Source organism: Arthrobacter sp. 05T45 (genome assembly GCF_056395875.1).
The window spans coordinates 28,516-51,868 of the sequence record NZ_JBFTKI010000022.1 but is presented as its reverse complement, the minus strand read 5'-3'; the positions used below and the strand labels follow the sequence as shown (position 1 = coordinate 51,868).

24 protein-coding genes and 1 riboswitch are annotated in these 23,353 nt (G+C 67.1%); of the genes, 9 read left to right on the top strand and 15 right to left on the bottom strand.

Annotated features, from left to right (window positions below; genetic code table 11):
• Positions 1-289 precede the first annotated feature (289 nt).
• Positions 290-1,642 (top strand): aspartate kinase, encoded by a 1,353-nt coding sequence (locus AC1DGD_RS17500; protein ID WP_018774393.1) that lies wholly within the window; start codon positions 290-292, stop codon positions 1,640-1,642.
• Positions 1,643-1,837: 195 nt separating this feature from the next.
• Here AC1DGD_RS17500 and AC1DGD_RS17495 read toward each other — a convergent pair whose 3' ends face one another.
• Positions 1,838-2,032, bottom strand: coding sequence for a hypothetical protein (locus tag AC1DGD_RS17495; RefSeq protein ID WP_043436631.1), 195 nt, complete (start codon positions 2,030-2,032; stop codon positions 1,838-1,840).
• 143 nt (positions 2,033-2,175) lie between these two features.
• Positions 2,176-2,400: a hypothetical protein gene (locus tag AC1DGD_RS17490; RefSeq protein WP_028278007.1), complete on the bottom strand. Its 225-nt coding sequence runs from the start codon at positions 2,398-2,400 to the stop codon at positions 2,176-2,178.
• A gap of 127 nt (positions 2,401-2,527) precedes the next feature.
• Here AC1DGD_RS17490 and AC1DGD_RS17485 point away from each other — a divergent pair, with 127 nt between their 5' ends.
• From AC1DGD_RS17485 to AC1DGD_RS17470, 4 genes are read left to right on the top strand one after another with little or no spacing between them, the layout of a single operon-like run.
• Complete coding sequence (locus tag AC1DGD_RS17485; protein ID WP_476850579.1) at positions 2,528-2,998, top strand: MarR family winged helix-turn-helix transcriptional regulator; 471 nt, start codon at positions 2,528-2,530, stop codon at positions 2,996-2,998.
• Positions 2,999-3,025: 27 nt separating this feature from the next.
• Positions 3,026-3,607 carry an SSI family serine proteinase inhibitor gene (locus tag AC1DGD_RS17480; protein ID WP_243181456.1) on the top strand — a complete coding sequence of 194 codons (582 nt, stop codon included), beginning with the start codon at positions 3,026-3,028 and terminating at the stop codon, positions 3,605-3,607.
• Entirely contained in the window at positions 3,576-4,556 is a 981-nt protein-coding gene (locus tag AC1DGD_RS17475) for a 3-methyladenine DNA glycosylase (RefSeq protein ID WP_476857666.1), read from the top strand. Before AC1DGD_RS17480 ends, AC1DGD_RS17475 begins: the two co-directional genes overlap by 32 nt.
• A complete protein-coding gene (locus AC1DGD_RS17470; protein WP_476857665.1) occupies positions 4,553-4,933 on the top strand; it encodes a serine protease inhibitor in 381 nt (126 codons plus the stop codon). The genes AC1DGD_RS17475 and AC1DGD_RS17470 overlap by 4 nt, the downstream gene beginning before the upstream one ends.
• A gap of 197 nt (positions 4,934-5,130) precedes the next feature.
• Here AC1DGD_RS17470 and AC1DGD_RS17465 read toward each other — a convergent pair whose 3' ends face one another.
• Complete coding sequence (locus AC1DGD_RS17465) at positions 5,131-8,325, bottom strand: S8 family serine peptidase (RefSeq protein ID WP_476857664.1); 3,195 nt, start codon at positions 8,323-8,325, stop codon at positions 5,131-5,133.
• Positions 8,326-8,656: 331 nt separating this feature from the next.
• On the bottom strand, positions 8,657-8,842 hold the full coding sequence (locus tag AC1DGD_RS17460; protein WP_028278002.1) for a hypothetical protein: 186 nt from the start codon (positions 8,840-8,842) through the stop codon (positions 8,657-8,659).
• A gap of 270 nt (positions 8,843-9,112) precedes the next feature.
• On the opposite strand from AC1DGD_RS17460, the gene purS reads away from it, so the two are divergent.
• The 3 genes from purS to purL are packed head-to-tail and all read left to right on the top strand — an operon-like array spanning position 9,113 to position 12,466.
• A complete protein-coding gene (gene purS, locus AC1DGD_RS17455) occupies positions 9,113-9,364 on the top strand; it encodes a phosphoribosylformylglycinamidine synthase subunit PurS (RefSeq protein ID WP_018776110.1) in 252 nt (83 codons plus the stop codon).
• Between the two features lies 1 nt (position 9,365).
• On the top strand, positions 9,366-10,136 hold the full coding sequence (gene purQ, locus AC1DGD_RS17450; RefSeq protein WP_476857663.1) for a phosphoribosylformylglycinamidine synthase subunit PurQ: 771 nt from the start codon (positions 9,366-9,368) through the stop codon (positions 10,134-10,136).
• A complete protein-coding gene (gene purL / locus AC1DGD_RS17445) occupies positions 10,133-12,466 on the top strand; it encodes a phosphoribosylformylglycinamidine synthase subunit PurL (RefSeq protein WP_476857662.1) in 2,334 nt (777 codons plus the stop codon). Before purQ ends, purL begins: the two co-directional genes overlap by 4 nt.
• A gap of 80 nt (positions 12,467-12,546) precedes the next feature.
• Here the strand turns inward: purL and AC1DGD_RS17440 are convergent, their stop codons facing one another.
• The 11 genes from AC1DGD_RS17440 to AC1DGD_RS17390 form a co-directional block, all read right to left on the bottom strand.
• Complete coding sequence (locus AC1DGD_RS17440) at positions 12,547-12,840, bottom strand: DUF503 domain-containing protein (RefSeq protein WP_223914525.1); 294 nt, start codon at positions 12,838-12,840, stop codon at positions 12,547-12,549.
• A 23-nt stretch (positions 12,841-12,863) separates the two neighbouring features.
• On the bottom strand, positions 12,864-13,181 hold the full coding sequence (locus tag AC1DGD_RS17435; RefSeq protein WP_079555298.1) for a putative quinol monooxygenase: 318 nt from the start codon (positions 13,179-13,181) through the stop codon (positions 12,864-12,866).
• An 80-nt stretch (positions 13,182-13,261) separates the two neighbouring features.
• Positions 13,262-13,864 (bottom strand): hypothetical protein, encoded by a 603-nt coding sequence (locus tag AC1DGD_RS17430; protein WP_476857661.1) that lies wholly within the window; start codon positions 13,862-13,864, stop codon positions 13,262-13,264.
• A 14-nt stretch (positions 13,865-13,878) separates the two neighbouring features.
• A complete protein-coding gene (locus tag AC1DGD_RS17425) occupies positions 13,879-14,433 on the bottom strand; it encodes a DUF1990 family protein (protein ID WP_476857660.1) in 555 nt (184 codons plus the stop codon).
• A complete protein-coding gene (locus AC1DGD_RS17420) occupies positions 14,430-14,840 on the bottom strand; it encodes an MmcQ/YjbR family DNA-binding protein (RefSeq protein ID WP_476850505.1) in 411 nt (136 codons plus the stop codon). Before AC1DGD_RS17420 ends, AC1DGD_RS17425 begins: the two co-directional genes overlap by 4 nt.
• A 61-nt stretch (positions 14,841-14,901) precedes the next feature.
• Positions 14,902-16,176, bottom strand: coding sequence for an acyl-CoA dehydrogenase family protein (locus AC1DGD_RS17415; protein ID WP_476857659.1), 1,275 nt, complete (start codon positions 16,174-16,176; stop codon positions 14,902-14,904).
• A gap of 27 nt (positions 16,177-16,203) precedes the next feature.
• Positions 16,204-17,073: a MetQ/NlpA family ABC transporter substrate-binding protein gene (locus tag AC1DGD_RS17410; RefSeq protein ID WP_476857658.1), complete on the bottom strand. Its 870-nt coding sequence runs from the start codon at positions 17,071-17,073 to the stop codon at positions 16,204-16,206.
• A 32-nt stretch (positions 17,074-17,105) separates the two neighbouring features.
• Positions 17,106-18,548, bottom strand: coding sequence for an LLM class flavin-dependent oxidoreductase (locus tag AC1DGD_RS17405; protein ID WP_476857657.1), 1,443 nt, complete (start codon positions 18,546-18,548; stop codon positions 17,106-17,108).
• A 46-nt stretch (positions 18,549-18,594) separates the two neighbouring features.
• Positions 18,595-19,260 (bottom strand): methionine ABC transporter permease, encoded by a 666-nt coding sequence (locus tag AC1DGD_RS17400; protein WP_018776122.1) that lies wholly within the window; start codon positions 19,258-19,260, stop codon positions 18,595-18,597.
• Positions 19,253-20,062 carry a methionine ABC transporter ATP-binding protein gene (locus AC1DGD_RS17395; RefSeq protein ID WP_476857656.1) on the bottom strand — a complete coding sequence of 270 codons (810 nt, stop codon included), beginning with the start codon at positions 20,060-20,062 and terminating at the stop codon, positions 19,253-19,255. Before AC1DGD_RS17395 ends, AC1DGD_RS17400 begins: the two co-directional genes overlap by 8 nt.
• Positions 20,063-20,201: 139 nt before the next feature.
• Positions 20,202-20,292: riboswitch (SAM riboswitch) on the bottom strand.
• Positions 20,293-20,389: 97 nt separating this feature from the next.
• A complete protein-coding gene (locus AC1DGD_RS17390) occupies positions 20,390-20,815 on the bottom strand; it encodes a CoA-binding protein (RefSeq protein WP_223914530.1) in 426 nt (141 codons plus the stop codon).
• Positions 20,816-21,122: 307 nt separating this feature from the next.
• Between AC1DGD_RS17390 and acs the strand changes: the two genes are divergently transcribed.
• A complete protein-coding gene (gene acs, locus AC1DGD_RS17385) occupies positions 21,123-23,348 on the top strand; it encodes an acetate--CoA ligase (protein WP_476857655.1) in 2,226 nt (741 codons plus the stop codon).
• The last annotated feature ends 5 nt before the right edge of the window (positions 23,349-23,353 follow it).

Here is a 23,353-nt window from a genome sequence, read left to right as displayed (position 1 = left end):
CACCCTGCCCCGGCGGACATGTCCAGCGCCCCTGCCCGGGAATGGACACAATGCCCTCATGCCCACTCCAGCCCGCCAAGAATGAGCATGTCCCGCGGCAGCAGTGAGCATGTCCACTCCTTGCCCGCAGCACTGGGCATGTCCGGTGGAGACAAAACCCGGAGTGTCTGCCATTCGGTCACAATTCAACGGCGCGGGCGGCACGGCGATAAACTGGGGTGAGAAGTTACGCCGTCGCGCCGTTTGGTTGCCTGGCCCAGAACCCCGATGATCCAGTGAGGGTGCGCGAATGAGTTTGCCCACTACCGAAGTCCAGCCCGGATCGCAGACGTTGCCCGTCTCGGCCGCCGCCACCAAGCACCTTGTCGTGAAGAAATTTGGCGGTTCCTCGGTGGCTGACGCAGAAGGCATCAAGCGCGTCGCCCGGCGGGTCGTGGATGCCCAAAACGCCGGCGACGAGGTCGTCGTGGTGGTTTCCGCCATGGGCGACACCACCGATGAGCTCCTTGACCTCGCCGGCCAGGTCACCGATTCCGCGCCCGCCCGCGAAATGGACATGCTCCTCTCCGCCGGCGAACGAATCTCCATGGCGCTGCTGGCCATGGCCATCAACAAGTTCGGCGCCTCGGCCCAGTCTTTCACCGGGTCCCAGGCCGGCATGATCACCGACGGCATCCACGGCAAGGCCCGGATCATCGACGTCGACCCGCACCGCATCCGCACCGCCCTGGACAAGGGGCACATCGCGATCGTGGCCGGGTTCCAGGGCATGAGCCACACGACGAACGAGATCACGACGCTCGGGCGCGGCGGGTCGGACACGACGGCGGTGGCCCTCGCCGCGGCGCTCGACGCCGATGTCTGCGAGATCTTCACCGACGTCGACGGCGTGTACACGGCCGATCCGCGCGTGGTCGCGTCCGCCCGGAAGATCGACCGCATCTCCAGCGAGGAAATGCTGGAACTGGCCGCGTCCGGCGCTAAGATTCTGCACCTGCGCTGTGTTGAATACGCCCGCCGCTTTGGGGTGCCACTGCACGTCCGTTCCTCATTCAGCCAGAACGAAGGCACCTGGGTTCTGCCCGGCGCCGACGACAAGATCACGACTCAAGAGGGAGTTGCCTTGGAGCAGCCAATCATCTCCGGTGTGGCACACGATCGGTCCGAAGCCAAGGTCACGGTTGTCGGCGTACCTGACATCCCCGGCAAGGCAGCGGCGATCTTCCAGGTCATCGCGGACGCCCACTCGAACATCGACATGATCGTCCAGAACGTGTCCACCCACGGCACGGGCCGGACCGATATCTCCTTCACCCTCCCGATCGTCGAAGGCGCCGAGGCCCTGGCCGCCCTGCACGCCGCGCAGGACCGGATCGGCTTTGAGAGCATCGAATATAACGAGAAGATCGGCAAGCTTTCGCTGATCGGCGCCGGCATGCGCTCGCACCCGGGTGTGTCCGCCCGCTTCTTCGCGGCCCTCTCCGAGGCCGGCATCAACATCAACATGATCTCCACCTCGGAGATCCGGATCTCCGTGGTCACCCACGCGGATCTGCTCGACGACGCCGTCCGCGCCATCCACAGGGCCTTTGACCTCGACAGCGAGGACGAGGCCACGGTCTACGGCGGCACCGGCCGCTAGCCGCACCTGCGCATCCGGGCGGACCCCGGACCGCATAAAGACGGGGAAGGGAGCGGCACCTGCCGCTCCCTTCCCCGTCTCCGCCCGTCGTCGGCCGCTTCCCCACAACTCCGGCCGAATTCCCACGTTTCCGGCCGCGTACCACGCGGCCGCCCAGGACGCCCCCGGTACCCGGAACCGGCGAAGCGGGCCTCGTCAGACCTCTTCTTTCCCGAGATCCGTTTTCCGGACAGCGTAGTGGTGTCCGTGGTCGTCCGTCTCGACTTCGAAACCTGCCAGGTCGTCTTCCGAGGCGTGCTCGAAGTCGTCGTGCTTGTGAACTACAGGCGCCGCGGTGTCGCCTCGATTTGCGGGCCCGAACAGCAGCCTCAGCTTGTCGGTCTTTTCCATGAAAGCTCTGACAGCACGTGTCACTAGTCCCACCCCCTTTCCTCGTCCCGGATGGTTCAGGATGCTGCACAGCGGTGTGTCAGTGCCCTCATTTTACGCCCGGCAGCGGGAAATGGCCCGGGTGAGGTGGCGCTAAAAGGGACCTAGCGCAGGGATTTGTCGTCAGGGTTTCGGGGCACCACATAAGTGCTGCCGTCGGGCCGGTGCAAGGTCTCCCACTGTTCAGTTTCAGCCTGCCGCGCCGCCAGCAGCCGCCTGTTCTGGTCGGTCATCTCGTGGCCGAGTGAACTGCGGTTTGCCGGCCCGAACACCGCCCGGAACTTCCCGGTGGCCCGCATGAACCTCTCGACGGCGTTTTCCTTGGCCATGGCTATCCTTTCCTGGGAGCAAGACAATGCTCCCAGTGTACGCTAATCATTAGTGCACTAATCATTCGAAGGAGTCGGTGTGACCCAAGGAACCCCAGCAATTCAGGGCGGCCACGCCACGAACGGCCTGCCGGACGCCCAGGCAGCGCAGGACGACCTCCTGCTGGAACAGCAGCTCTGCTTCGCCCTGACGGTGGCCTCCCGCAGCGTCGTGGGCGCTTACAAGCCCGTCCTGGACAGGCTCGGCCTGACCCACCCGCAGTACCTCGTGATGTTGTGCCTGTGGGAAGCGAGCCCGCGGTCGGTCCGCGACATCAGCGACGCCCTGGCCCAGGAGCCGGCAACCATCTCGCCGCTGCTGCGCCGGCTCGAGACGGCCGGCTTCATCACCCGCCAGCGGATGGAAGGCAACGAGCGCACCCTGGATGTCCGGCTGACGCCGCGCGGCGCCGCCCTTCGGGAGCAGGCCACCGAAGTCCCGGGCATCATGATGGCCCGGCTGGGCCTGACCCGTGAACAGGTCGGCCAGCTGCACGCCACCATGATGGACCTGATCGCCGCCACACGGCCCGGCCCGGAGGACGCGCCCCGGCGGTAGACTGGGCAAAACAGAGGAGGACTGCTGATGCGCACGCAATCGGGCCGCCCGGCACTTGTCCTGGCGGCCGTCCTGATGGCCGTGGCCGGACTGGCCGCCTGCACGCCGAACGGCGGGCCCACACCTTCTCCCTCCCCCAGCACGACGTCGGGCACCCCCTCCAGCCCGTCACCCACAGCGCCGTCGGGCTCGCCGTCGCCGGAGACGGAGACGACCTCGCCGGCACCGTCCCCCTCCGCCGTCCCGCTGCCGTCCGGACCGGGCAAGGGCAACGCCGAACTCGCCATCATGGTCAAGCCGAACGAAACCGGCACCGCGGCCAACTTCACGCTGGTGTGCCAAAACGGGGTTCCGGCGGCCGAAAGCCAGCACCCCAACGCCGCCGCCGCGTGCATCGCCATCAAGAACAACCCGGCCATCCTCAGCCCCGCCCCGCCCGCCAAGAACCAGACCTGCACCCAGCAGTACGGCGGCCCGCAGGTGGCCACAGTCACCGGCGTCGTGGATGGCAGGGCGGTTCAGGCGAGCTTCAGCCTGACAAACGGCTGTGAAATCGCCGCCTGGAACGCCGCCAAAGATGTTCTGGGCTCATCCGGCGGGGCGAGCTAAGCCCTTGCACCTCCAGCAGGAAGAATGGCTGCCGCGCCAGACCGCCCACGTCCAACATGTCCGCCGCTACGCGGACCCCTACCTCGAGCGGCGCTCCGCCGGCCGGAAGCACCCGGTGGAGGACTTCCTCTTCACCTACTACACCCAGAAGCCCGGTCAGCTGCTGCGCTGGCACCCGGGCGCCGGCGTCGTGCTCTCCGGCCCCGAGGCTGAGGCGCGGACCGGGTGGAAGTATTACCGCGCGGCCGACGCCACAGAACTCGCGGCCGCCGGGCTGCCGGCGGAGTCGCCGGCGGTGACGGTCGACGTCGACGCCTTCCTGAGGGAGCGCCGGGAGGCACTGCAGTTCGCAGGGATCATCCTGGCCGGGACTGCCGCGCGGCCGGCCCAGTTCGGCTGCTTCGGGCTGCACGAGTGGGCCATGGTCTACCGGCAGGACAAGTTCGATCTCCGGCACGAGTACCTGCAGCTGCGGCTGGGGTCCGGGCGCACCGACGAGGTGGTGGAGGAGAACCGGATCCGGTGCTCGCACTTCGACGCCTTCCGCTTCTACACCCCGGACGCCGTTCCGCTGAACAGCATGGTTCCCAGCCGGGGGAACCAGCGCACCATGGAGCAGCCGGGCTGCCTGCACGCCAACATGGACCTATACAAGTGGGCCTACAAGCTGTCCCCGTTGCTGCCCAGCGAGCTCGTCATGGACTGTTTCGAACTCTCGTGGCGGATCCGGGCCATGGACATGCGGGCGTCGCCGTACGACCTCGCCGACTGGGGGTATCCGGCGATCCGGATCGAGACACCCGAGGGCAAAGCTGCGTACGTTGAGCACCAGCGGGCTTTTTCAGCCGAATCACAAGTACTGCGGCAGCGGCTGTTGCAGGAGCTCGCTCCCCTGCTCCAGTCGATGGGTTCCGGCCCTGCCCCCGAACACACGGAAGGACAGCAATGACCGCCACCCACGAGCGTCACAGCCACCACGAGATCGATCTCACCGTCCGGCTGACGGAGGCCCCGGAAGCGCCGGAGTACACCTTCCGACTGGCGGTCGACGGCAGCAGCGTCGCCCCGGCGTCCACGCTGCCGGATTCGGCGGCCGCCCTCGCGGCGGTCACGCAGCACGGCGAGGCGATCTTCTTTCCAAAGCCGGGGCCGCCGAAGATGTGCACGCAGCAGTACGGGGGTCCGCAGGTCGCCGTGGTGACCGGCTGGTTCCTGGGCCGGGAAGTCCACAGCACGTTCAGCCGCACCGATGGCTGCGAGATCGCCCGCTGGCGGGCGATAGCGCCGCTGCTGGGCGGGGTTGCGGGATCCACCGGGGCAATCTGAGCCTTCACGGCACGGACGCCCGCGGCCCCTGGGCTCTCCCGGCTCCGCCGGCCGGCCCGGGACCGGGTCCGCCCCGACCTTTCCCGCGCGCTCGGCTCTCCCGGCTCCGCCCCCGGCGGATTAAACGGCAACGGCCGGCGGTGTGAGCCGCCGGCCGATGCCGTATTTTGGTGCTGCTTCTGCCTAAATGGCGTCGCCTAGATGGCGTAGTTCGGGGCGAAGGACTGATCGCTGTTCTGCATCTTGCCCTGCTCCTCCTTCACCTTCTTGCCCTTGTCCTTCTTGTCCTTGTGGGAGTTGTCGCCATCGGCGTCGTCACCCGGACCGTCATTGGAATCCTGGTCCTCGGAGGTCGGCGGGACCACAACGGTCCCGGCCGGGGTCACCAGGACTGAGACGAACGTGGGATCGCTGGCACCGGCGAAGGTGACCCGGCCGATGTACGAACCGACCTGAAGCCCATCCCAGCTCAGCGTGACCTTGCCGGCCTTGCCGTTGGCGAGCCGGAGCGGGTTCGGGCTCAGCGAGGCCTTGCCCTCGACCTTGCCGAGCACGGCGGCGTCGACCGAGGCCTTGGTGGCCTGGTTGTTCGGGCTGGCGTACAGGTTGGCGTAGATCGTGTACTTACCCGGGGTCGGGTTGGGGATGGACACCGATTCGCTGGCCGACGACGTCGCGACCGTCAGCGGACCGTTCGGGGTCATGACGTACATGTCGAAGTCAGCCTTCGGATCCGCGGAAATGACCGAGAATTTGGCCAGCGGGGAGCCGGCCACGACTGTGACCTCCTTGACCACGTTGGAGGCATCCGGGGCGCCGGTGAACGGGCCCGGGACGAGCTCGGCGGCCGTGGAGTCGGCCTTCGAGAGACCGTCGAGGGTCATGTTGATCGGCGCGTTCGTGCCGGAGACCACCTTGATGGCACCGGAACCGCTGCCGCCCTCGGAGGTGAAGGCGACATCGGACAAGGCCACGACGGACTGCGGACGGACCGCGATCGGCGACGCCACATTCTTGTTGGCGCCCTGCCAGCTCAGCGAACCGGTCGCGAACTTGCCCAGGGGCGCGCCCTGGTTCTCAAAGGAGACCTTGAACGTGCGCTTCTCGCCGGCGGCGCGGAAGTTCAGAACAGCCGGGGTCACGCTGACCTTGATGCCGGGAACGTTGAACTGGGCCTTGTAGACCCCCGGGGTCAGGGCGGTCAGCGTGCGGGTGACCTCGATCTTCCCGGCCAGGTTGCCGAGGGCGAAGGAGGGCAGGTTCATGTCCCGCGCCTTGGTGGTTCCGTGGATGAACTCCAGGTAGTCTGCCTCGCTGGCGTCGTAGACGAGGCCCGGATCCAGCACGCGGGCCGGGTCCACCTGGCCTGCGCCGGTGGCAAAGACATCGGTGTTCTTGGATCCGTCGGCGTTCTTGACGTCGCTAGTGGTGGTCATCATCGCGGATTTGACCGCCGCCGGGGACCACGTGGGCTTCATGGCCAGGATCAGCGCGCCGAAGCCGGCTACGTGGGGGGAGGCCATTGAGGTGCCGGAAAGAAAACCGAAGTTGTCGCCTCCGGTGCCGATCGGCGAAACGCCGGCCAGCACGGCCACGCCGGGCGCCGCGACGTCGGGCTTGAGGAGGTCGGAGCCTTCAGCGAGCAGCGGGCCGCGGGAAGAGAACCCGGCGATCTGCGGCTGCGCCTCGAGGGGCAGTCCGGTGGTGTCCTTGTTGACCAGGGAAACCGTGATGGCCGGATTGGCCGTGACCTTGGCCTTGATGGCTTCGGTGGCGGGCGGGTTCACGTGGACGGTGGGGACTGAGTGTTTGTCCGTGTCCAGTGAGGAGACGGACAGGTTGACGAGGATCATGCCGACGCCGCCTCCGCGCTTGACTTCGGCGCTCTTTGCGACGCGGTCCACGACGCCGCGGTCACAGACCACAACTTTGCCGGTGATTTTGGCCGGGTCCAGCGAATCGGGGCCGCACAGATTCGGGCTGGCTTTCCCGGCGGCTCCTGCGTTGGCTGCCAGCACGACGCCGGCATTGGAAACCTGGCCGTTCATGATGCTGGCGCCGCGGTATTTGCTGCCGTCGGAGAACTCGACCGTGCCCTGCAGTTCCTGCGAGAAGCTGGTGGCCGCGACCGTGGTCAGCCAGGGCGCGCCGTGGTTGACGGTGCTGGCGGTCGGGCCGGAGTTGCCGGCGGAGACCGCGACGAAGATCCCGGCCGAGGCGGCGGACAGGAATGCCAGGGAGACCGGATCGGTGGTGGTATCCGTGGCGCCGGAGATGGAGTAGTTCAGGACGTCCACGCCGTCCTCGATGGCCTTGTTGATGGCCTCGACGGACGCGGACGAGTAGCACCCACCGGAGTTGGGATCGTTGTCTTCCCAGCAGACCTTGTAAACGGAGAGCTTGGCGGCCGGCGCGATGCCGCTGGTCAGCCCGAAGCTCCTGCCGTCAACCATGGCCTCGACATTGGCGTTGCCGGCAGCCGTGCTGGCGGTGTGGGTTCCGTGGCTGGCGGCGTCGACCGGGGACAGCCGTTCGCCCGGAGCCCAGTCTTCCGGCGGGACAGTGGCCGCGAAGTCCTCGCCAAAGTAGCGGGCGCTCAGGACCTTGGAGTTGCAGGCGGTGCCGTCGAAGTCGGTGCCGACCTGGCATTCGCCCTTGAAGGTTTCGCCGTCGGCTTTGAGCATCGCGATCTTGCCGTCCGGGGTGCGGTACGGCACGCCGACGACGGGATTTCCGGTGAGGGGCTTGACCTCCTGGCCGGCAAAGTAGGCGCTGGAGGGGGTGTAGCCGGTGTCAATGACGCCGACCACGACGCCCTTGCCGGCCGCGTCCTGGCCGCCGAACTTGGTGTTCCACGTGCCGTTGGGCCCGCTGAGCTTCAGGAAGTCGGCGGTGGAGTAATCGGGTGCGTTCTCCGTGTCCGGCGCGACGACGAGGACCGACGGGTCCCGGGCCAGTTTCACGGCCTGGTCCGCGGTCAGCTTGGCGCTGAAGCCGTTGAGGGCTGCGGTGAACTGGCGCTGCATCTTGACGCCCTGCTGGCCGGCCACCTGGGCCTGCTTCTGTTCCAGGTGGGCCTTGTACTGCTTGACTTCGGCCTTGGTGGCATCCAGTTTCTTGCCGGAGGCAGGCTTGGTGGCCGGCAGGCCGGCCGTCCCGCCGTCGTAAGTCGCGGAAGGCTTCTCCGCCATGACCACTATGTAGCGGCCGTCCTTGTAGTTGTTCGGATCAATATTCTTCTGTGCGACGCCGGCTACGCCCGGGCCTTGCGCCGGGGCCGCATTGGCGGGGGCGATCGCGATGCTGGACAGAAGAACCGGCAAGCCCAGGGTCAGTGCCGCGGCCCTCCGGAGTCCCCCGCTTCGAAGGAAGCTCTTTCCTGGTGATGTCACGAGTGTTTGAACCTTTCGTAAAGGAACGGCCCGACTCCAACGCCGGGCCCAACGGACTGGCGGGAACTCACCGGGCGGTCGCCCGGCCCGCCCCCACGGATACCAGCCGATTCATACAGTACAGACCGAGAGCGAGATATGACATAGACCACAAGGAGGTATTTAAAATTTGTCACGCAATACGACACGATGCGATGGTGAGGATGCTGAACTGCGTCAATTGGACTCCCGCGGGCACAGTGCCTACGCCAGCATGCGCCGGCTCAGCGCCGGAGGCCGCGACGACTTACGATCTTCGGGCCCGCCGCCGGCCCGCTCGTGATCCGCCGGCCTATTTTCGGGGAGTCCGGACCACGTCGCTGATCCATGCGCGGGTCTTCTCATCCAGGGGGCCGGCCACCTTGGTCGCCTTCGCCGCACGGTCAGCCTTGATCTTCTGCAGAACCATCCGGCCCAGCCCGGCGAACACTGCGACGGCCACAACAGACAACACCACGGATTTCGGTTTCTCAGCCATGCGCACATCCTACTGACCCGCGGCAGCCCCGACCATAGGGCGCAGCCGCCCCCGCGACGCCATCTCCCCAGCTCAAGGACCTGCCGGGGAGGCCGCGTTCACACTCCCCGCCCGAATACGGCCGGACGCACGGTGGCCGGTAGAATGGGCATGCAAGCTCGCGGAGCGCCCTTTCACGCTGTATTCACCAGTCCAACACACAGCGGATCGGCGTGAGACGGCACCACTCCGCTGCGCCCTTACCCAACGCTCACGCACAGGAGTTACCGGATGCCCCGGATCGTTGTCGACGTCATGCCCAAGCCCGAGATTCTGGACCCGCAGGGGAAGGCCATCGTCGGTGCTCTGCCCCGGCTGGGCTTCACCGCTTTCAGCTCTGTCCGCCAGGGCAAGCGCTTTGAACTCACGGTCGACGGCGAGGTGACCGAGGAGATCCTGGCCCAGGCCCGCGACGCCGCGGAGACCCTGCTGTCCAACCCGGTCATCGAGGACGTCGTCAACGTCGAGGTCGTTGAGGCCTGAAATGACTGAACTCCCCCTGATCGGCGAGGCCGTCGCCGTCGCCGCCAACGCTCCTGGTGCTCGCAGGCTCGCTGGTGCGAAGATCGGCGTCGTCACCTTCCCCGGCACCCTCGACGACCGCGACGCCGCCCGTGCGGTCCGTCTGGCCGGCGCCACCCCGGTGGAGCTCTGGCACGCCGGCACCACCCTGGGTGACGTTGACGCCGTCGTGATTCCCGGCGGGTTCTCGTACGGCGATTACCTCCGCGCCGGCGCGATCGCCCGCTTCGCGCCGCTGATGTCCAGGATCATCGACGCCGCCAATTCCGAGGCCAAGCTGCCCGTGCTGGGCATCTGCAACGGCTTCCAGATCCTGACCGAGTCGCACCTGCTGCCCGGTTCCATGATCAAGAACGACCACCTGAAGTTCATGTGCCGCGACCAGGTCCTGCGCGTGGAAAACAACACCACCGCCTGGACCGGGGACTACGCCGCCGGCCAGGAAATCACCGTGCCGCTGAAGAACCAGGACGGCCAGTACATCGCCGACGAGAAGACCCTGGACGCGCTCGAGGCCGAAGGCCGCGTTGTGTTCCGCTACGTCGGCTTCAACCCGAACGGCTCCCGGCGCGACATCGCCGGCATTTCCAACGCCGCGGGCAACGTGGTGGGCCTCATGCCGCACCCCGAGCACGCTGTGGAGGCCGGCTTCGGTCCCGAGCTCGGCTCCGGCACCGAGGGCCTCGGGTTCTTCACCTCTGTCCTGAACAAGATCGTGGGAGACAACAAATGACGGAGACACCCGCAGTGGCGGCACCCGCGGAGACCGCCCGGAAGTTCAACATCGACACCGTCGAGAACGCGGCCAAGACCCCGGACACCGAACTCCCCTGGGCCGAACTGGGCCTGAAGCAGAACGAGTTCGACGAGGTGGTCAAGGTCCTGGGCCGCCGCCCCACCGGCGCGGAACTGGCCATGTACTCGGTGATGTGGAGCGAACACTGCTCCTACAAGTCCTCGAAGAACCACCTGCGCCAGTTCGGCGACAAGGTGACCGAGGAAATGAAGAAGGACATGCTCGTGGGTATCGGCGAAAACGCCGGTGTCACCAACCTGGGCGACGGCTGGGCCGTGACGTTCAAGATTGAGTCCCACAACTCGCCGTCGTTCGTGGAGCCCTACCAGGGCGCCGCAACCGGCATCGGCGGCATTGTCCGCGACATCATCTCCATGGGCGCCCGCCCGGTAGCGGTGATGGATCCGCTGCGCTTCGGCGCCATTGACCACCCGGACACCGCCCGCGTCATGCACGGCGCCGTGGCAGGGATCGGCGGCTACGGCAACTCGCTGGGCCTGCCCAACATCGGCGGCGAAATGGTCTTCGACTCCGTGTACCAGGGCAACCCGCTGGTGAACGCGCTGGCCGTCGGCGTGATGCGCCACGAGGACATCCGCCTCGCGAACGCCTCCGGCAAGGGCAACAAGGTGGTGCTGTTCGGTGCCCGCACCGGCGGCGACGGCATCGGCGGCGCCTCCGTGCTGGCCTCGGAGTCCTTCGATGACACCAAGCCGTCCAAGCGCCCCGCGGTCCAGGTGGGCGACCCGTTCGCCGAGAAGGTCCTGATCGAGTGCTGCCTGGAGCTGTTCAAGGGATCCCTGGTGGAGGGCATCCAGGACCTCGGCGCCGCCGGCATTTCCTGCGCCACCTCCGAGCTCGCCTCCAACGGCGACGGCGGCATGGAAGTCGAGCTGACCTCCGTGCTGCTCCGCGACCCCACCCTGACCCCGGGCGAAATCCTGATGTCCGAGTCGCAGGAACGCATGATGGCCGTGGTCACCCCGGAAAACATCGCCGCGTTTGAAGCGGTCATGGACAAGTGGGCGGTGGAGTACTCCTGGCTGGGCGAGGTGACCGACACCGGCCGCCTCATCATCACGTGGGAAGGCGAGGTCATTGTCGACGTCGACCCGCGCACCGTGGCCCACGACGGCCCGGTCTACGACCGACCCTATGCCCGCCCCGAATGGCAGGACGCCGTCCAGGCCGACTCCTTCACCGGGTCCGTCCAGGACGCCGGCCGCCCCTCCGCCCCCGCGGACCTGGCCGCCGCCATCACCGAGCTCGTCGCCTCCCCGAACATGTGCGACAAGTCCTGGATCACCAAGCAGTACGACCGCTATGTCGGCGGCAACACCGCCATGGCGTTCCCGGACGACGCCGGCGTGGTCCGGGTGGACGAGGAAACCGGCCTCGGCGTGGCCCTGGCCACCGACGCCAACGGCCGCTACACCTACCTGGACCCGTACCACGGCGCTCAGCTGGCCCTGGCCGAGGCCTACCGCAACGTCGCCACCTCAGGTGCCGTGCCGATGGCCGTCAGCGACTGCCTGAACTTCGGCTCCCCCGAGGATCCCGACGTCATGTGGCAGCTCGCCGAAGCCATCCGCGGCCTGTCCGACGCCTGCATGGTCCTCGGCATCCCGGTCACCGGCGGCAACGTCTCGCTGTACAACCAGACCGGCACCACCCCCATCCACCCCTCCCCCGTGGTGGCAGTGCTGGGCAAGTTCGACGACGTCGCCCGCCGCACGCCGTCGGGCTGGAAGGAAGACGGCCAGGCCATCTACCTCCTCGGCACGACGGCGGCAGAGCTGGACGGTTCGGAATGGTCGAACATGCGCGGACACCTCGGCGGCCTGCCGCCGAAAGTTGACCTCGAAGCCGAGCGCGAACTGGGCCAGATTCTGATCAACGCCTCCCGCGACGGCATGGTGGATTCCGCCCACGACCTCTCCGAAGGCGGCCTCGCCGCGGCCCTTGTGGAGTCGTCCCTGCGTTACGGCGTGGGCGCCCGGATCGCCCTGCAGGACGTCCTGGACCGCGACGGCGTGGACCTGTTCACGGCGCTGTTCTCCGAAACCCAGGGCCGCGCCGTCGTCGCTGTGCCCCGCTCGGAGGAAATCCGCTTCACGGACATGTGCACCGCCCGCGGCTTCGCGCACGTCCGGATCGGTGTGGTGGACGCCGAGGGCGGCACGCTGGAGATCAACGGTGTCGAGACCATGAGCCTCGACGCGCTCCGCGAAGCCCACGAGGCGACCCTGCCGAAGTACTTCGGCTAAGCCCTACCGCTCAAAGCAACGCGGGGTCACTTACCGCCCATAAATCCCCTCGGGATGGGCGGTAAGTGACCCCGCGTTGTTTAATCGTCGCTGCGGAGCTCCCGTTGCCGTGCGCTGAGGAGTTCGAGTTCGGGCCGGGCCGCCACGAAGCGTTCGACGGCGGTCAGTACCTCCACGACGTGTGCCCGGTCTGCTGCCACCAGGCCGGCGCCCAACTGCGTGCGCCGGTACTGTTCGTGGTCCCCGACCTCGGCCACGGAGACATCAAAGCGGCGCTTCAGCTCCGCAAGCAGCGGCCGCACCATGGAACGTTTCTCCTTCAGGCTGTGAACGTCGCCCAGAAGGATGTCGAATTCAATCCAGCCGATCCACATGCCATAAGCGTATCCATTGCCGGTTAGATGGTGAGCTCGCCCATCCGGTCCCAGCCGTCGCCGTCGAGCTGCCGGCTGATGATCCGGGGTGTCTCGGCCAGCGCCTGAGGCATGTCCGCCATAGCCTGCTTGAAGTGGGCGCTGTTCACGTGGGCCCCGGCGGCGTCATCCTTGAAGGCCTCAACCAGGACGAATTCATTGGGGTCCTCCACACTGCGGGACCAGTCGAACCACAGGTTGCCGGGCTCCTGGCGGGTGGCCTGGGTGAAATCGTTAACGAGTCCCAGCCAGCGCTCCGACCAGTCCGGCTTGACCTTAAATTTGACGACGATGAAGATCATGGGCTGAAGCCTTTCATTGGTTTTCCGGAGGTTCCATTCTTCCAGCATGACAATGCCGGGTCACATGGCCAGTTGGCGGGTCAACAGGCCTTGATGGCCTCGCGGGCCAGTTCCTGCTGCCGCGGGGTGCCGATCCGGTCGGCCCACTGTTCGGCGAGCTGGAACTCCACCATGGCCTCGGTGCACCGGCCGGCGTCATGCAGCGTCCAGCCGAGGTTGTTGTGCAGCGAAACCACCCACCGTTTGGTCCGCTCATCGTGAACCGTGGACGCGTACTCCAGGGCGCTCCGGGTCCAGGTCTCGGCGTGGGCGGAGTCGGCAATGGCGAGCATGTGCAGCGCGTCCACGGCCAGGAATTCCTCGACCAGGTAGTCAGCCAGTTCGGCCGCCTGTTCAAACAGCGGCACGGCCATCTCGGGGTGGCCGCTGGAATTGAGCACCCGGCCGCGTTCCAGCAGCACCCGCACCGCGACTGTGGGCTCGTCGGCATCGACCGCATCCAGCAGGGCGTCGGCTTCCTCGTAGCGGCCCTGCAGCCCGATGGCCCGGCCCAGCTGGGTGGTGAGTTCGGCGCGTTCGTCGGCGTCGTAGCGTTCATCTGCGGCCGCCGCCCGGAACCGGGCTTCGGACCCGGCGGGGTCGTCGAAGTTCCACAATTGGTCAAGGGCTTTCTGTTCCAGCATCCATCTGCTCCTGATCAGCTTTCACCTGCGGCCAGTTCGTGTGCACTCCCAATGTAGCGGGAAGTGACATGCCTTTGTGCCCGTCCCGTGAGGGCGCGGCCGGCCGCGTAGAACCAGTTGGACGGCCGGCTGAAGGCCGTGATTTTCAGGAACACCCGGCCGGCGGCGTCGATCTCCACTTCGAAGGCCTCCTCGCCCCGCACGGGATGACCGGGCAGTGTGCCGTACCCGAACCCGGCTCGTTGCGGCCCGTCGCCGGGCACCGGCCGGCGCACCCACACCACCTCGCAGGGCGCGTTGATCCGGAAGGGTCCGACGCCGAATCCGCTCACCACGCGCGCGCCGGGCACGACGGCGTCGGAGTCGGCGCGGACGCGCAGCCCGGAGCGTCTCTGCAGCTGCCAGGTCAGAATCCCCTGCGCCACCCTCCGGTACAGTGCCGGGCCGTCGCCGAGGTACGCCCGGGACACCAGGCAGGGAAAGCCTGCCGGAGCCTGGCCATGCTCAGTGGAGCCAATGCCCGGATAGTTCAGCCCGTCCCGCGCGCCGGCACCAGGATCACCGCTCATGTGTCCTCGCCCCTGGCCAGTCCCGCCCAGCCCAGCTGTTCCCGCTGCTTCCGGCTGAACGAGGCGACCACCAGGTCATAGGAATCCTCCACCATGTCCCGGATCATGCCGTCCGGCAACGATCCGTCCAGCCGGACCCCGTTCCAGTGCGTCTTGTTCATATGCCAGGCGCCGGTGATTTCCGGGTGGATGGCCCGCAGCTGTTCGGCCAGGGCCGGCTCGCATTTGAGGCTCACGGACCAGTCGGCCGGGTCCATGGCCGATGCCGCGAACATCTTGGCGTCCTGCCTCGTGCCGCCGGCGATCCCCGCCCGCACCTTGAAAACCGATGTCTCCGGGCCGAAAGGAAAATCCTCAAACGCACCGGGGAAGCTCAGGCAGATCTCGCGGAGGGTGGCAACGTCCATGGCACGAGCCTATCCGGCTGCGGCCTGCCCGGCTGCGCGGGCTATCCGGCTGCGGCCCGCCTCACCCTGCCTGCGCGGCGGTGCGGGCGTCGCCGATGCTGTGCAGCCCTTCGGGAGTGGTGCCGTTGACTTCGTAGTCGCCCACGGTGCGGGCCTTGAACACAGCGGGGTTGTGGGTGGAAACGGTCCTGGCGTTGCGCCAGTGCCGGTCCAGCGATTTCGACTTCGACGTGGCGGACGCCCCGGTGACGTCGAAGAGCTGCTGGGCCGCGGACTGGACGAGTTCGGGCACCAGAAGCTGCGCCTTTTCCACCGCGATCTCGCCGCGGACGTAGCGTTGTTCCGGGGTGAGATCCAGGTTCTGGTCCGCGCCGGCGTCGAGCTCCCGGGCGGCGGCCAGCACCACGGATTCCGCCGCGAAGACCTTGGCCGAGAGCTGGCCGATGAGCTGCAGGATCAGCGGGTCGTGGCGGAACAGTTCGCCGGAGCTGGTGTTGAAGGTGCGCTTGCGGTCGCGGACCAGCGCCCTCGCGTCGGCCAGCGCCGCCCGGCCGATGCCCGCCAGGACGGCGAGCAGGACCAGCTGGAAGAAGGCCGGCTCGTGCGTGGTGGATTCCGAGCGCCGGATGATGTTGGTGTCCGGCACCACGGCGTCACGGAAAATCGTGGTGCCGGTGCCGGTCAGCTGCTGGCCGAACCCGTCCCAGTCGTCGAGGATTTCCACTCCGGGCTGGGTGGTGCTGACCACGGCGTACTGGCGGCCCTCCACGCCCGCGGTGCTGGCCATGACGGCAATCCACTCGGCGAAGATGGTGCCGGTGGTGTAGTACTTCCTGCCGTTCAAGAGCCAGTCCCCGCCGTGGCGGGTCAGCTTGGTTCCGGTGGTGCCGAGGACATTGCCGGATTTCTCCGTGGCGGCGTTTCCAAAGATCTCGCCGGCCACCACTTTCGGGTACCAGCGGTTCCGGAAGTCCGCGGATTCCAGACCGACGGTTTCCACGAACGCGAAGTGCGAGCGGTAGAGGTGGGCCACGGAGGAATCCGCCTCGGCGAGTTCGATGAGCAGCCGGAAGAAGGGCTCAAAGCCGATGCCGTCGCCCCCGTGTTCCGTGGGCACCCGCAGCCGGCCGAAGCCTTCCTCGTTCAGCCAGCGGACCTGTTCGAAGGGCAGGACCCTGTCCTGCTCGCGGGCCAGCGCGCCCTCCGCGATCCGGGCAAACACGGGCCGGAAACGCTGCGCCAGCCTCTCGTAGGCGGCTTCGGCCGACGGCGCCTCGATGTAGGCGGCTGCGACCGATGGTGCTGCGGGGGCTGTGGTCTCTGGTGCGTAGGACATGCGTTCCCTTGGTTGCTGGTGGCCGGGCTAGAGCTTAGCGGCGTCGGCGGCGGGATCCTGGTCCCAGGGGGTGGGCAGGATGCCCTTCTGGTAGCTGGCAAACCAGGCCTTGACCTCCGGGGACTGGAAGGCGGCCTTGAGGGCCGCGGCCTTCTCCGACCCGGCAAAATCCTTCCGCCCGGCAACCACGATCCGGAACGGGACCTGGTCCGCATCCGTTTCGAAGGCCAGCGCGTCGTCCTTGCTGTGCGCGGCATCCGCGGCCATCCGGGCGACCAGGAAGCCGGCGTCGACATCGGAAAGGGTCTTGGCGAGGGACTGCTGGTCCACTTCCACGAACTGCAGCTTCTTCGGGTTGGCTGTGATGTTCTTTTGCGAGGTGTGGATCACGGTGGCGTCAGACAGTTCCAGCAGGCCGGCGTCGCGCAGCATGAACAGGGCACGGCCGTTGTTCGCCGGGTCCACGGGAATGCCGATCTTGGCGCCGTCCGGGAGCTCGTTCAGGGACTTGTACTTGTCAGACCAGATGCCGCCCGGGGCGCTGTAGACGTAGAACAGTCCCACGTTCTCCAGGCCCTTGTCCTGGTTGAACTGCTTCAGGTAGGCGTTGTGCTGGAAGAAGTTGGCGTCGAATTCGCCGTTGGCCACGGCCAGGTTGGGCTGGATGATGTCCGTGACGTACGTGGGCTCCAGGGTCCAGCCCTGGGCCGCGAGCAGCTTCTGGGCCAGCTTGGTCGGTTCCTGGTACGGGGCGGACTCGGTGACGATAATCTTGATCGTCTTGCCGCCGCTGGCGCCGGCACCGCCGGGGTTGGTGAGGCCGCAGCCGGTCAGTGCTGCGGCGGAGACAGCACCGGCGCCGGCGAGGGCATATTTGAGGAAATTTCTACGCTGCATGGTCTTGGTCCTTTGTGGTGGTTCGCGCTGGGCTATGACTGGGCGGTAACGCTGACGCGCTGGTTTTCGGCCGCCGCGGAGAAATCGGTGAAGGCTCCCCGGAAGGCCGCCGCGGGATGGCGTCCGTTGAGCCGCGGCCCGGCGCCGAAGAGCTTCTCGCGCAGGGTTCCCGGCGCGTAGCCGGTCTGGGCGAGGCCGCGGCTGCGCAGTTCCGGCAGCACACCGTCGATGAAGTCGGTGTAGGAGCCGGGGATGGTCTGGTTGATGATGTTGATGCCGTCGATTCCGGCGTCCTGCCACTGCTCGAGACGGTCGGCAATCTGGTCCGGCGTTCCCACCACCCGGTTGGCCCGGCTGCGGTAGAGCGCAATGTCGCGGAGGGTGGGGTTGCCGCCGCGGACGGAGGCGCGGATAGCCGTGAGATGTCCCTGGCTGCCTTCCGTTTCAAGGTCCCCGAGCGGGGTGTCCAGCGGCAGGCCGCCGAGGTCGACGCCGAACCCGCCGCCCACGTGGGCCAGCAGGGCCTCAATGTCCAGGCTGTCCTCGAGCTCGTCGGCTTTGCGGTTCGCCTCGGCTTCGGTGCCGCCCACCACGAAGTGCATGCCCTGGAGGAACTTCACGTCATCCGGATGGCGGCCGGCGGCAACGGCCTGTTCCCGGACGGCCGCGGTGTACTTCGCGGCCACCTCGGTGCTCGGCGCGAGGGTGAAGGTGGCCTCGGCGTTGGCGGCGCAGAACTGCTGGCCGCGGCCGGAGCTCCCGGCCTGGAAAAGCACCGGGGTGCGTTGCGGCGAAGGGGCCGCGAGGTGGGGTCCGTCGATCGAGTACCGGGGCCCGCGGTGGTAGATCTTGCTGACTTTCTCCGGGTCCGCGTGGACCCCGGTCGCCTTGTCCCGGAGCAGCGCGTCGTCTTCCCAGGACCCTTCCCACAATTTGTAGGCGGCCTCGACGTATTCGTCCGCCCAGTCGTAGCGTTCGTCATGCTTGGTCAGCTCGGTGGCGTTGAAGTTCCGGTGCGCGTTTTCCAGCACGCTGGTGACGATGTTCCAGGCCACGCGGCCGCCGCTGATGTGGTCCAGCGTGGACATTTGCCGGGCGAACTGGAACGGATGGCTTTGAATCACCGACGACGTCGCGGCCAGCCCGATCTCCCGCGTTCCCGTGGCGAGCGCGGACAGCAGGATGAGGGGGTCGTTGGACGGCACCTGCAGGCCCTTTTTCAGCAGCGATGCCCACCCGCCGTCGTAGTCGCCGTAGAGACCGACGACGTCGGCGAAGAAGATCGCGTCAAACTTGGCGCCTTCGAGCTGGCGGGCCAGGTCGATCCAGAGCTGGAGTTCGTTGAACCGGTGCTGCTGGGCTTCCGGGCGCCGCCACTGGCCGCCCATGATGTGGCTGGACGTGTTCATCACGAAGGCGCTGATCAGCAGGCGCGGGCGGGGTCCGTCGAAACGGGTACTGGGTGTTGAAGTCATGGGGTGCTTTCCGCTGTGGGAGGTGGGACGAGGGTGCTGCCGGCGCTCAGAGGCGCTTGTCCAGGCGGCGGGCAACATAGGATCCGCCCAGCTGAACGATGGTGACCAGCAGGATCATCAGGACAATGGCGGTGATCATGAGCGGCGTTTCGTAGCGGTAATAGCCGTACCGGATGGCGAAGTCGCCGATTCCGCCGCCGCCCACCAGTCCGGCCATCGCCGAGTAGGAGATGAAGCTGACGGTCATGATGGTGATGGAGCTGACGAGTCCTGGCTTCGCCTCCACAATCAGGACGTCCCGGACGATCTGGGACCGGCTGGCGCCCATGGACCGTGCCGCTTCGACCACTCCGCCGCCGAGCTGGCTCAGGTTCTGTTCCACGAAGCGGGCGAAATACGGAATGGCGTTGAGGGTCAGCGGGACAATGACGGCGGCCGTGCCGATGGTCGTGCCGACAATGAACCTGGTCACGGGAATGATCGCGATCAGCAGGATCAGGAACGGGAACGAGCGGAGCAGGTTGACCAGCCCGTCCAGGACCCGGTGCAGCTTTGGCCTGTGCTTGAGCCCGTTGGGACCGATGGTGTAGAGCAGGACACCCAGCGGTGTCCCGAGCAGCACCGCCAGCGGGATGGCCACCAGCAGCATGGTGAGGGTCTGTCCCATGGCGACGCCGATTTCGGGCAGGACTTCCAGGATGCGGTCAAACATTGATCAGGCCCTCCGACGCGGCTGTGGTGTGGGTGCCCCTCCCGGAGCGGTCCAGCTGGATCTCATCGGAGACCAGGTAGCGGCCGATCGACGTCGCCGGGTGGAAACCGGGGCGCTGGAGTTCGGCGAGGTCGAACTGCTCCACCACCCGGCCTTCTTCCATGACCGCGACGTTGTCCGCGATGGCCTTGATGACATTCATCTCGTGGGTGACCACCACGATTGTGATGCCGAATTCGGCGTTGACGTCGGCCAGGTATTGCAGGACCGATGACGTCGTCCGGGGATCCACGGCCGACGTCGGCTCGTCGCAGAGCAGCACTTTGGGCCCGGTGGCAAGGGCGCGGGCGATCGCCACCCGCTGTTTCTGGCCCCCGGAGAGTTTGGCCGGATACGTTCCCGCTTTGTCGGCGAGGTCCACGATTTCCAGGGTTTCGGCGGCCCGCCGCCGGCGTTCCGCCTTCCCGACGCCGGCGAACTTCAGGGACAGCTCCACATTTTCCTGGGCTGTGAGGTTGTTGAGGAGATTGAAGTGCTGGAAAATCATGCCGATGTCATGCCGCTTGGTCCGGAGCTCGGCGTCGGACAGGGTCACCAGGTCCATGCCGTCCACCAGGACGCGGCCCGACGTCGGGCGCTCGAGGAGGTTGATGTTGCGCAGCAGCGTGGATTTGCCGGCGCCGGAGAACCCGATGATGCCCTGGATGGTGCCCCGCCTGATGTGCAGGCTCACGTCATCGACGGCCGTGAAAGGTCCCGCGGCCGAAGCGAATGACGTGCTGACGTTCTGGATCTCGATCACAGGCCCCCACCTGCTCGGGGCCGCGGCGCTGCCGCTGTCTGCGTGTTCATGATTTCCTCCGGGCTCGCCCGAGGAAAGCCCTGGGTCCTGGCTTCCGGGCAGCGCTGAGCGAAGCCGGGGAGCCTCAGAACACAGTGGTTCTCCATCGGTCCTGGCGGTAGCACCGTCCTCAAAGGAGGGGGTTGCTGCGGCGTCACGGAGCCAGATCTCTCAGCCGCTCGGGATGGTTACGAGTCCATCTCACACGGCAGGAGGCCGGATACAGAAAAAGCCGGTCACATTTTGTAACCGACTCTTCCCGATCTGTTGATCGTCATTCCCGGGCCGTTAGATGCCCACGCGCCAGCCTTCGCGGGCGGGGCACGCGTTCACGACGACGTCCAGCCCGGCGGCCTTGGCCCGGTCCGTCGCGGCGTCGTCGAAGACGCCCAGCTGCAGCCAGACGGCCTTGGCGCCTACTGCGATGGCCTCGTCTATGACTGCGCCCACCCTGTGGGAGTTGACGAAGCAGTCCACGACGTCGATCGGGTGCTTCTCCGCCGGGATGTCAGTCAGGGAACGGTACCCCTTCTCGCCGTGGACGTCGTCGCCCGGAAGGTTGACCGGAATGATGGTCATGCCCATCCGGTCCCGGACATAGAGGGAGACCTCATACGCCGAGCGCCATTCGTTGGTGGTGAGGCCGACCACCGCCCACGTGCCTTTGGTTCGCATGAGGCGGTCAATGACTGCCGGATCGTTAACATGGGCCATGCATCAACCTTACTCCTGCGACCTTTCCGGGCAATTGTCGAATAAATGAATGATTTGGGTCGGACCCACGCCGGGTGAACGAATATTACGGCGCTCCCGGACGCCGATTTTGTGGAATCGTGCATCTGAAGTTCTAGTAGGTAGTGACCATCCCGAGCGGCCGAGAGACCTGGATCGATGACGCCGCAGCAACCCCCCGGTGACGTGGGACGACCATTCCCACGCCACCGCTCCGCCCTCCTTCGGTGAAATTCGAGGGAGCCGGAGCAACCAAGGGTGCTACTGCCAGGACCGATGGAGTGCAGCAATGACCCCTGAGAATTCTTCCGCCCTGCCCACCTTTGCCCGGCCTGCGTCCGAGGCATTCCCCCAAACCACTTCGGACGCGACGGCGAACGAAGCAGGGCTGCGTGACGCGGCCGGCTCCTCTCGCGGCTCTTCGGGATGGTCCCTGAACGAGTCCACGGACGGCGCAGTGCACGGCGTCCCCGCCGATGGGCCGGCGCGTCACCGCAGCACCACCTCCGGAAACCACCTTCCCCGGCACAGCGGCGCCGCGACCGCGGGAACTGTCCAGGCAGAGACGGTTGCGTTCTGGGAAACCCAGGCTCTCCGCCTCGACTGGGCGGACCTGCCCGGCGGCGCGACGGAGCAAACCAAGCCCTGGCACACCGCGCACCGCCGGGTCCCGGCCGACGTCGAGGCCGGCACCGGACCGCAGATCACCTGGTTCGAAGGGGGCAGGCTCAATGTCGCCTACAACTGCGTCGACCGCCACGTAGCGGCGGGGCGCGGAGACAAGGTGGCCCTGCACTTTGAGGGCGAGCCCGGCGACCGCCGTGCCGTCACCTACGCCGGACTCCAGCGCGAGGTCTCCAAAGCCGCCAATGCCCTCCTGGATCTCGGCATCACCAAGGGCGACCGGGTGGTCATCTACCTCCCCGTCATCCCCGAAACCGTGATCATCACCCTCGCAGTGGCCCGGATCGGTGCCATCCATTCCCTGGTCTTCGGCGGATTCTCTGCCGAGGCCCTGAAGTTCCGGGTGGAGGACACCGGCGCCAAGCTCCTGGTCACCACCGACGGCCAGTTCCGCCGCGGCACCGCCGTGCCGGTCAAGGACAACGCGGACGCCGCCGTCTCCGGCGACAACGCCATCGAACACGTCCTGGTGGTCAACCGGACCACTCCCGCGGACGAGCTGGACACCGTCCCGATGACCGCCGGCCGCGATGTGTGGTGGCACGACGCCGTCGGCACCGCCTCCGAGACTCACGAAGCCGAGGCGTTCGACGCCGAGACGCCGCTGTTCATCATGTACACCTCCGGCACCACCGGCAAGCCCAAGGGCCTGGTCCACACCTCCGGCGGCTACCTCACACAGGCGTCATGGAGCTTCGAGCACCTGTTCAGCAACCCCGACCCCGCGCTGCGGGAGAAGGACGTGCACTGGTGCACGGCCGACCTCGCCTGGGTCACCGCGCACACCTATGAGCTCTACGGCCCGCTCTCCAACGGCGCCACGCAGGTCATCTTCGAGGGCACGCCCAACACCCCGCACCCGGGCCGGCACTTTGAGATCATCGAACGCTACGCGGTCACGCAGTATTACACCGCGCCCACCCTGGTCCGCTCCCTCATGGGCTGGTTCCCGGACGGCGTCCCGGACACGTACGACCTCTCCTCTATCCGTCTTCTCGGCACGGTAGGCGAGGCCATCAACCCCGAGGCCTGGCGCTGGTTCCGGACCAACATCGGCGCCGGCACCGCCCCCGTGGTGGACACGTGGTGGCAGTCCGAAACCGGCGCCACCATCCTCTCCCCGGCACCGACGGACGCCGCGTTCAAGCCCGGCTGCGCGGCCCGCCCGCTGCCCGGCGTCAGCACGCGCATCGTGGACGACGCCGGCAACACGGTGCCGCCCGGCGTCCAGGGTTTCATCGTGGTGGACTCCCCCGGCCCGGCGATCGCCCGGACGGTCTGGGGCAACCCGCGCCGCTACTTCGATTCGTACTGGCGCCAATACGCCGAGCAGGGCTGGTTCCTCGCCGGTGACGGCGCCAAGTATGACGACGACGGCGACATCTGGATCCTCGGGCGGGTGGATGACACCCTCAACGTCTCCGGACACCTGCTCTCCACCATCGAGGTCGAATCGGCGCTCGTCACCCACCCGGACGTGGTGGAGGCCGGCGTCTGCCCGGTCGCGGACCCAAAGACCGGCCACGCGATCGTCGCGTTCGTGGTGCTGAAGGATTCGGCGGCCACCCCCGACATCCAGGGTGTGCTGAAGGCGCACGTCGCGAAGCAGATCGGGCCGATCGCCAAGCCGCGGGACGTCGTCGTCGTTCCCGACGTGCCGAAAACCCGCAGCGGCAAGATCATGCGCCGGCTGCTGACCCAGCTGTTCGAAGGCACAACGCTCGGCGACACCACCTCGCTGCAGAACGAACCATCCATCGCGGGCATCCAGGATGTGCTGCGCGACCGCGCCGCGGAAATCCTGGCACCAGCAAGCCCCACCCGGAAGTAAAGGAA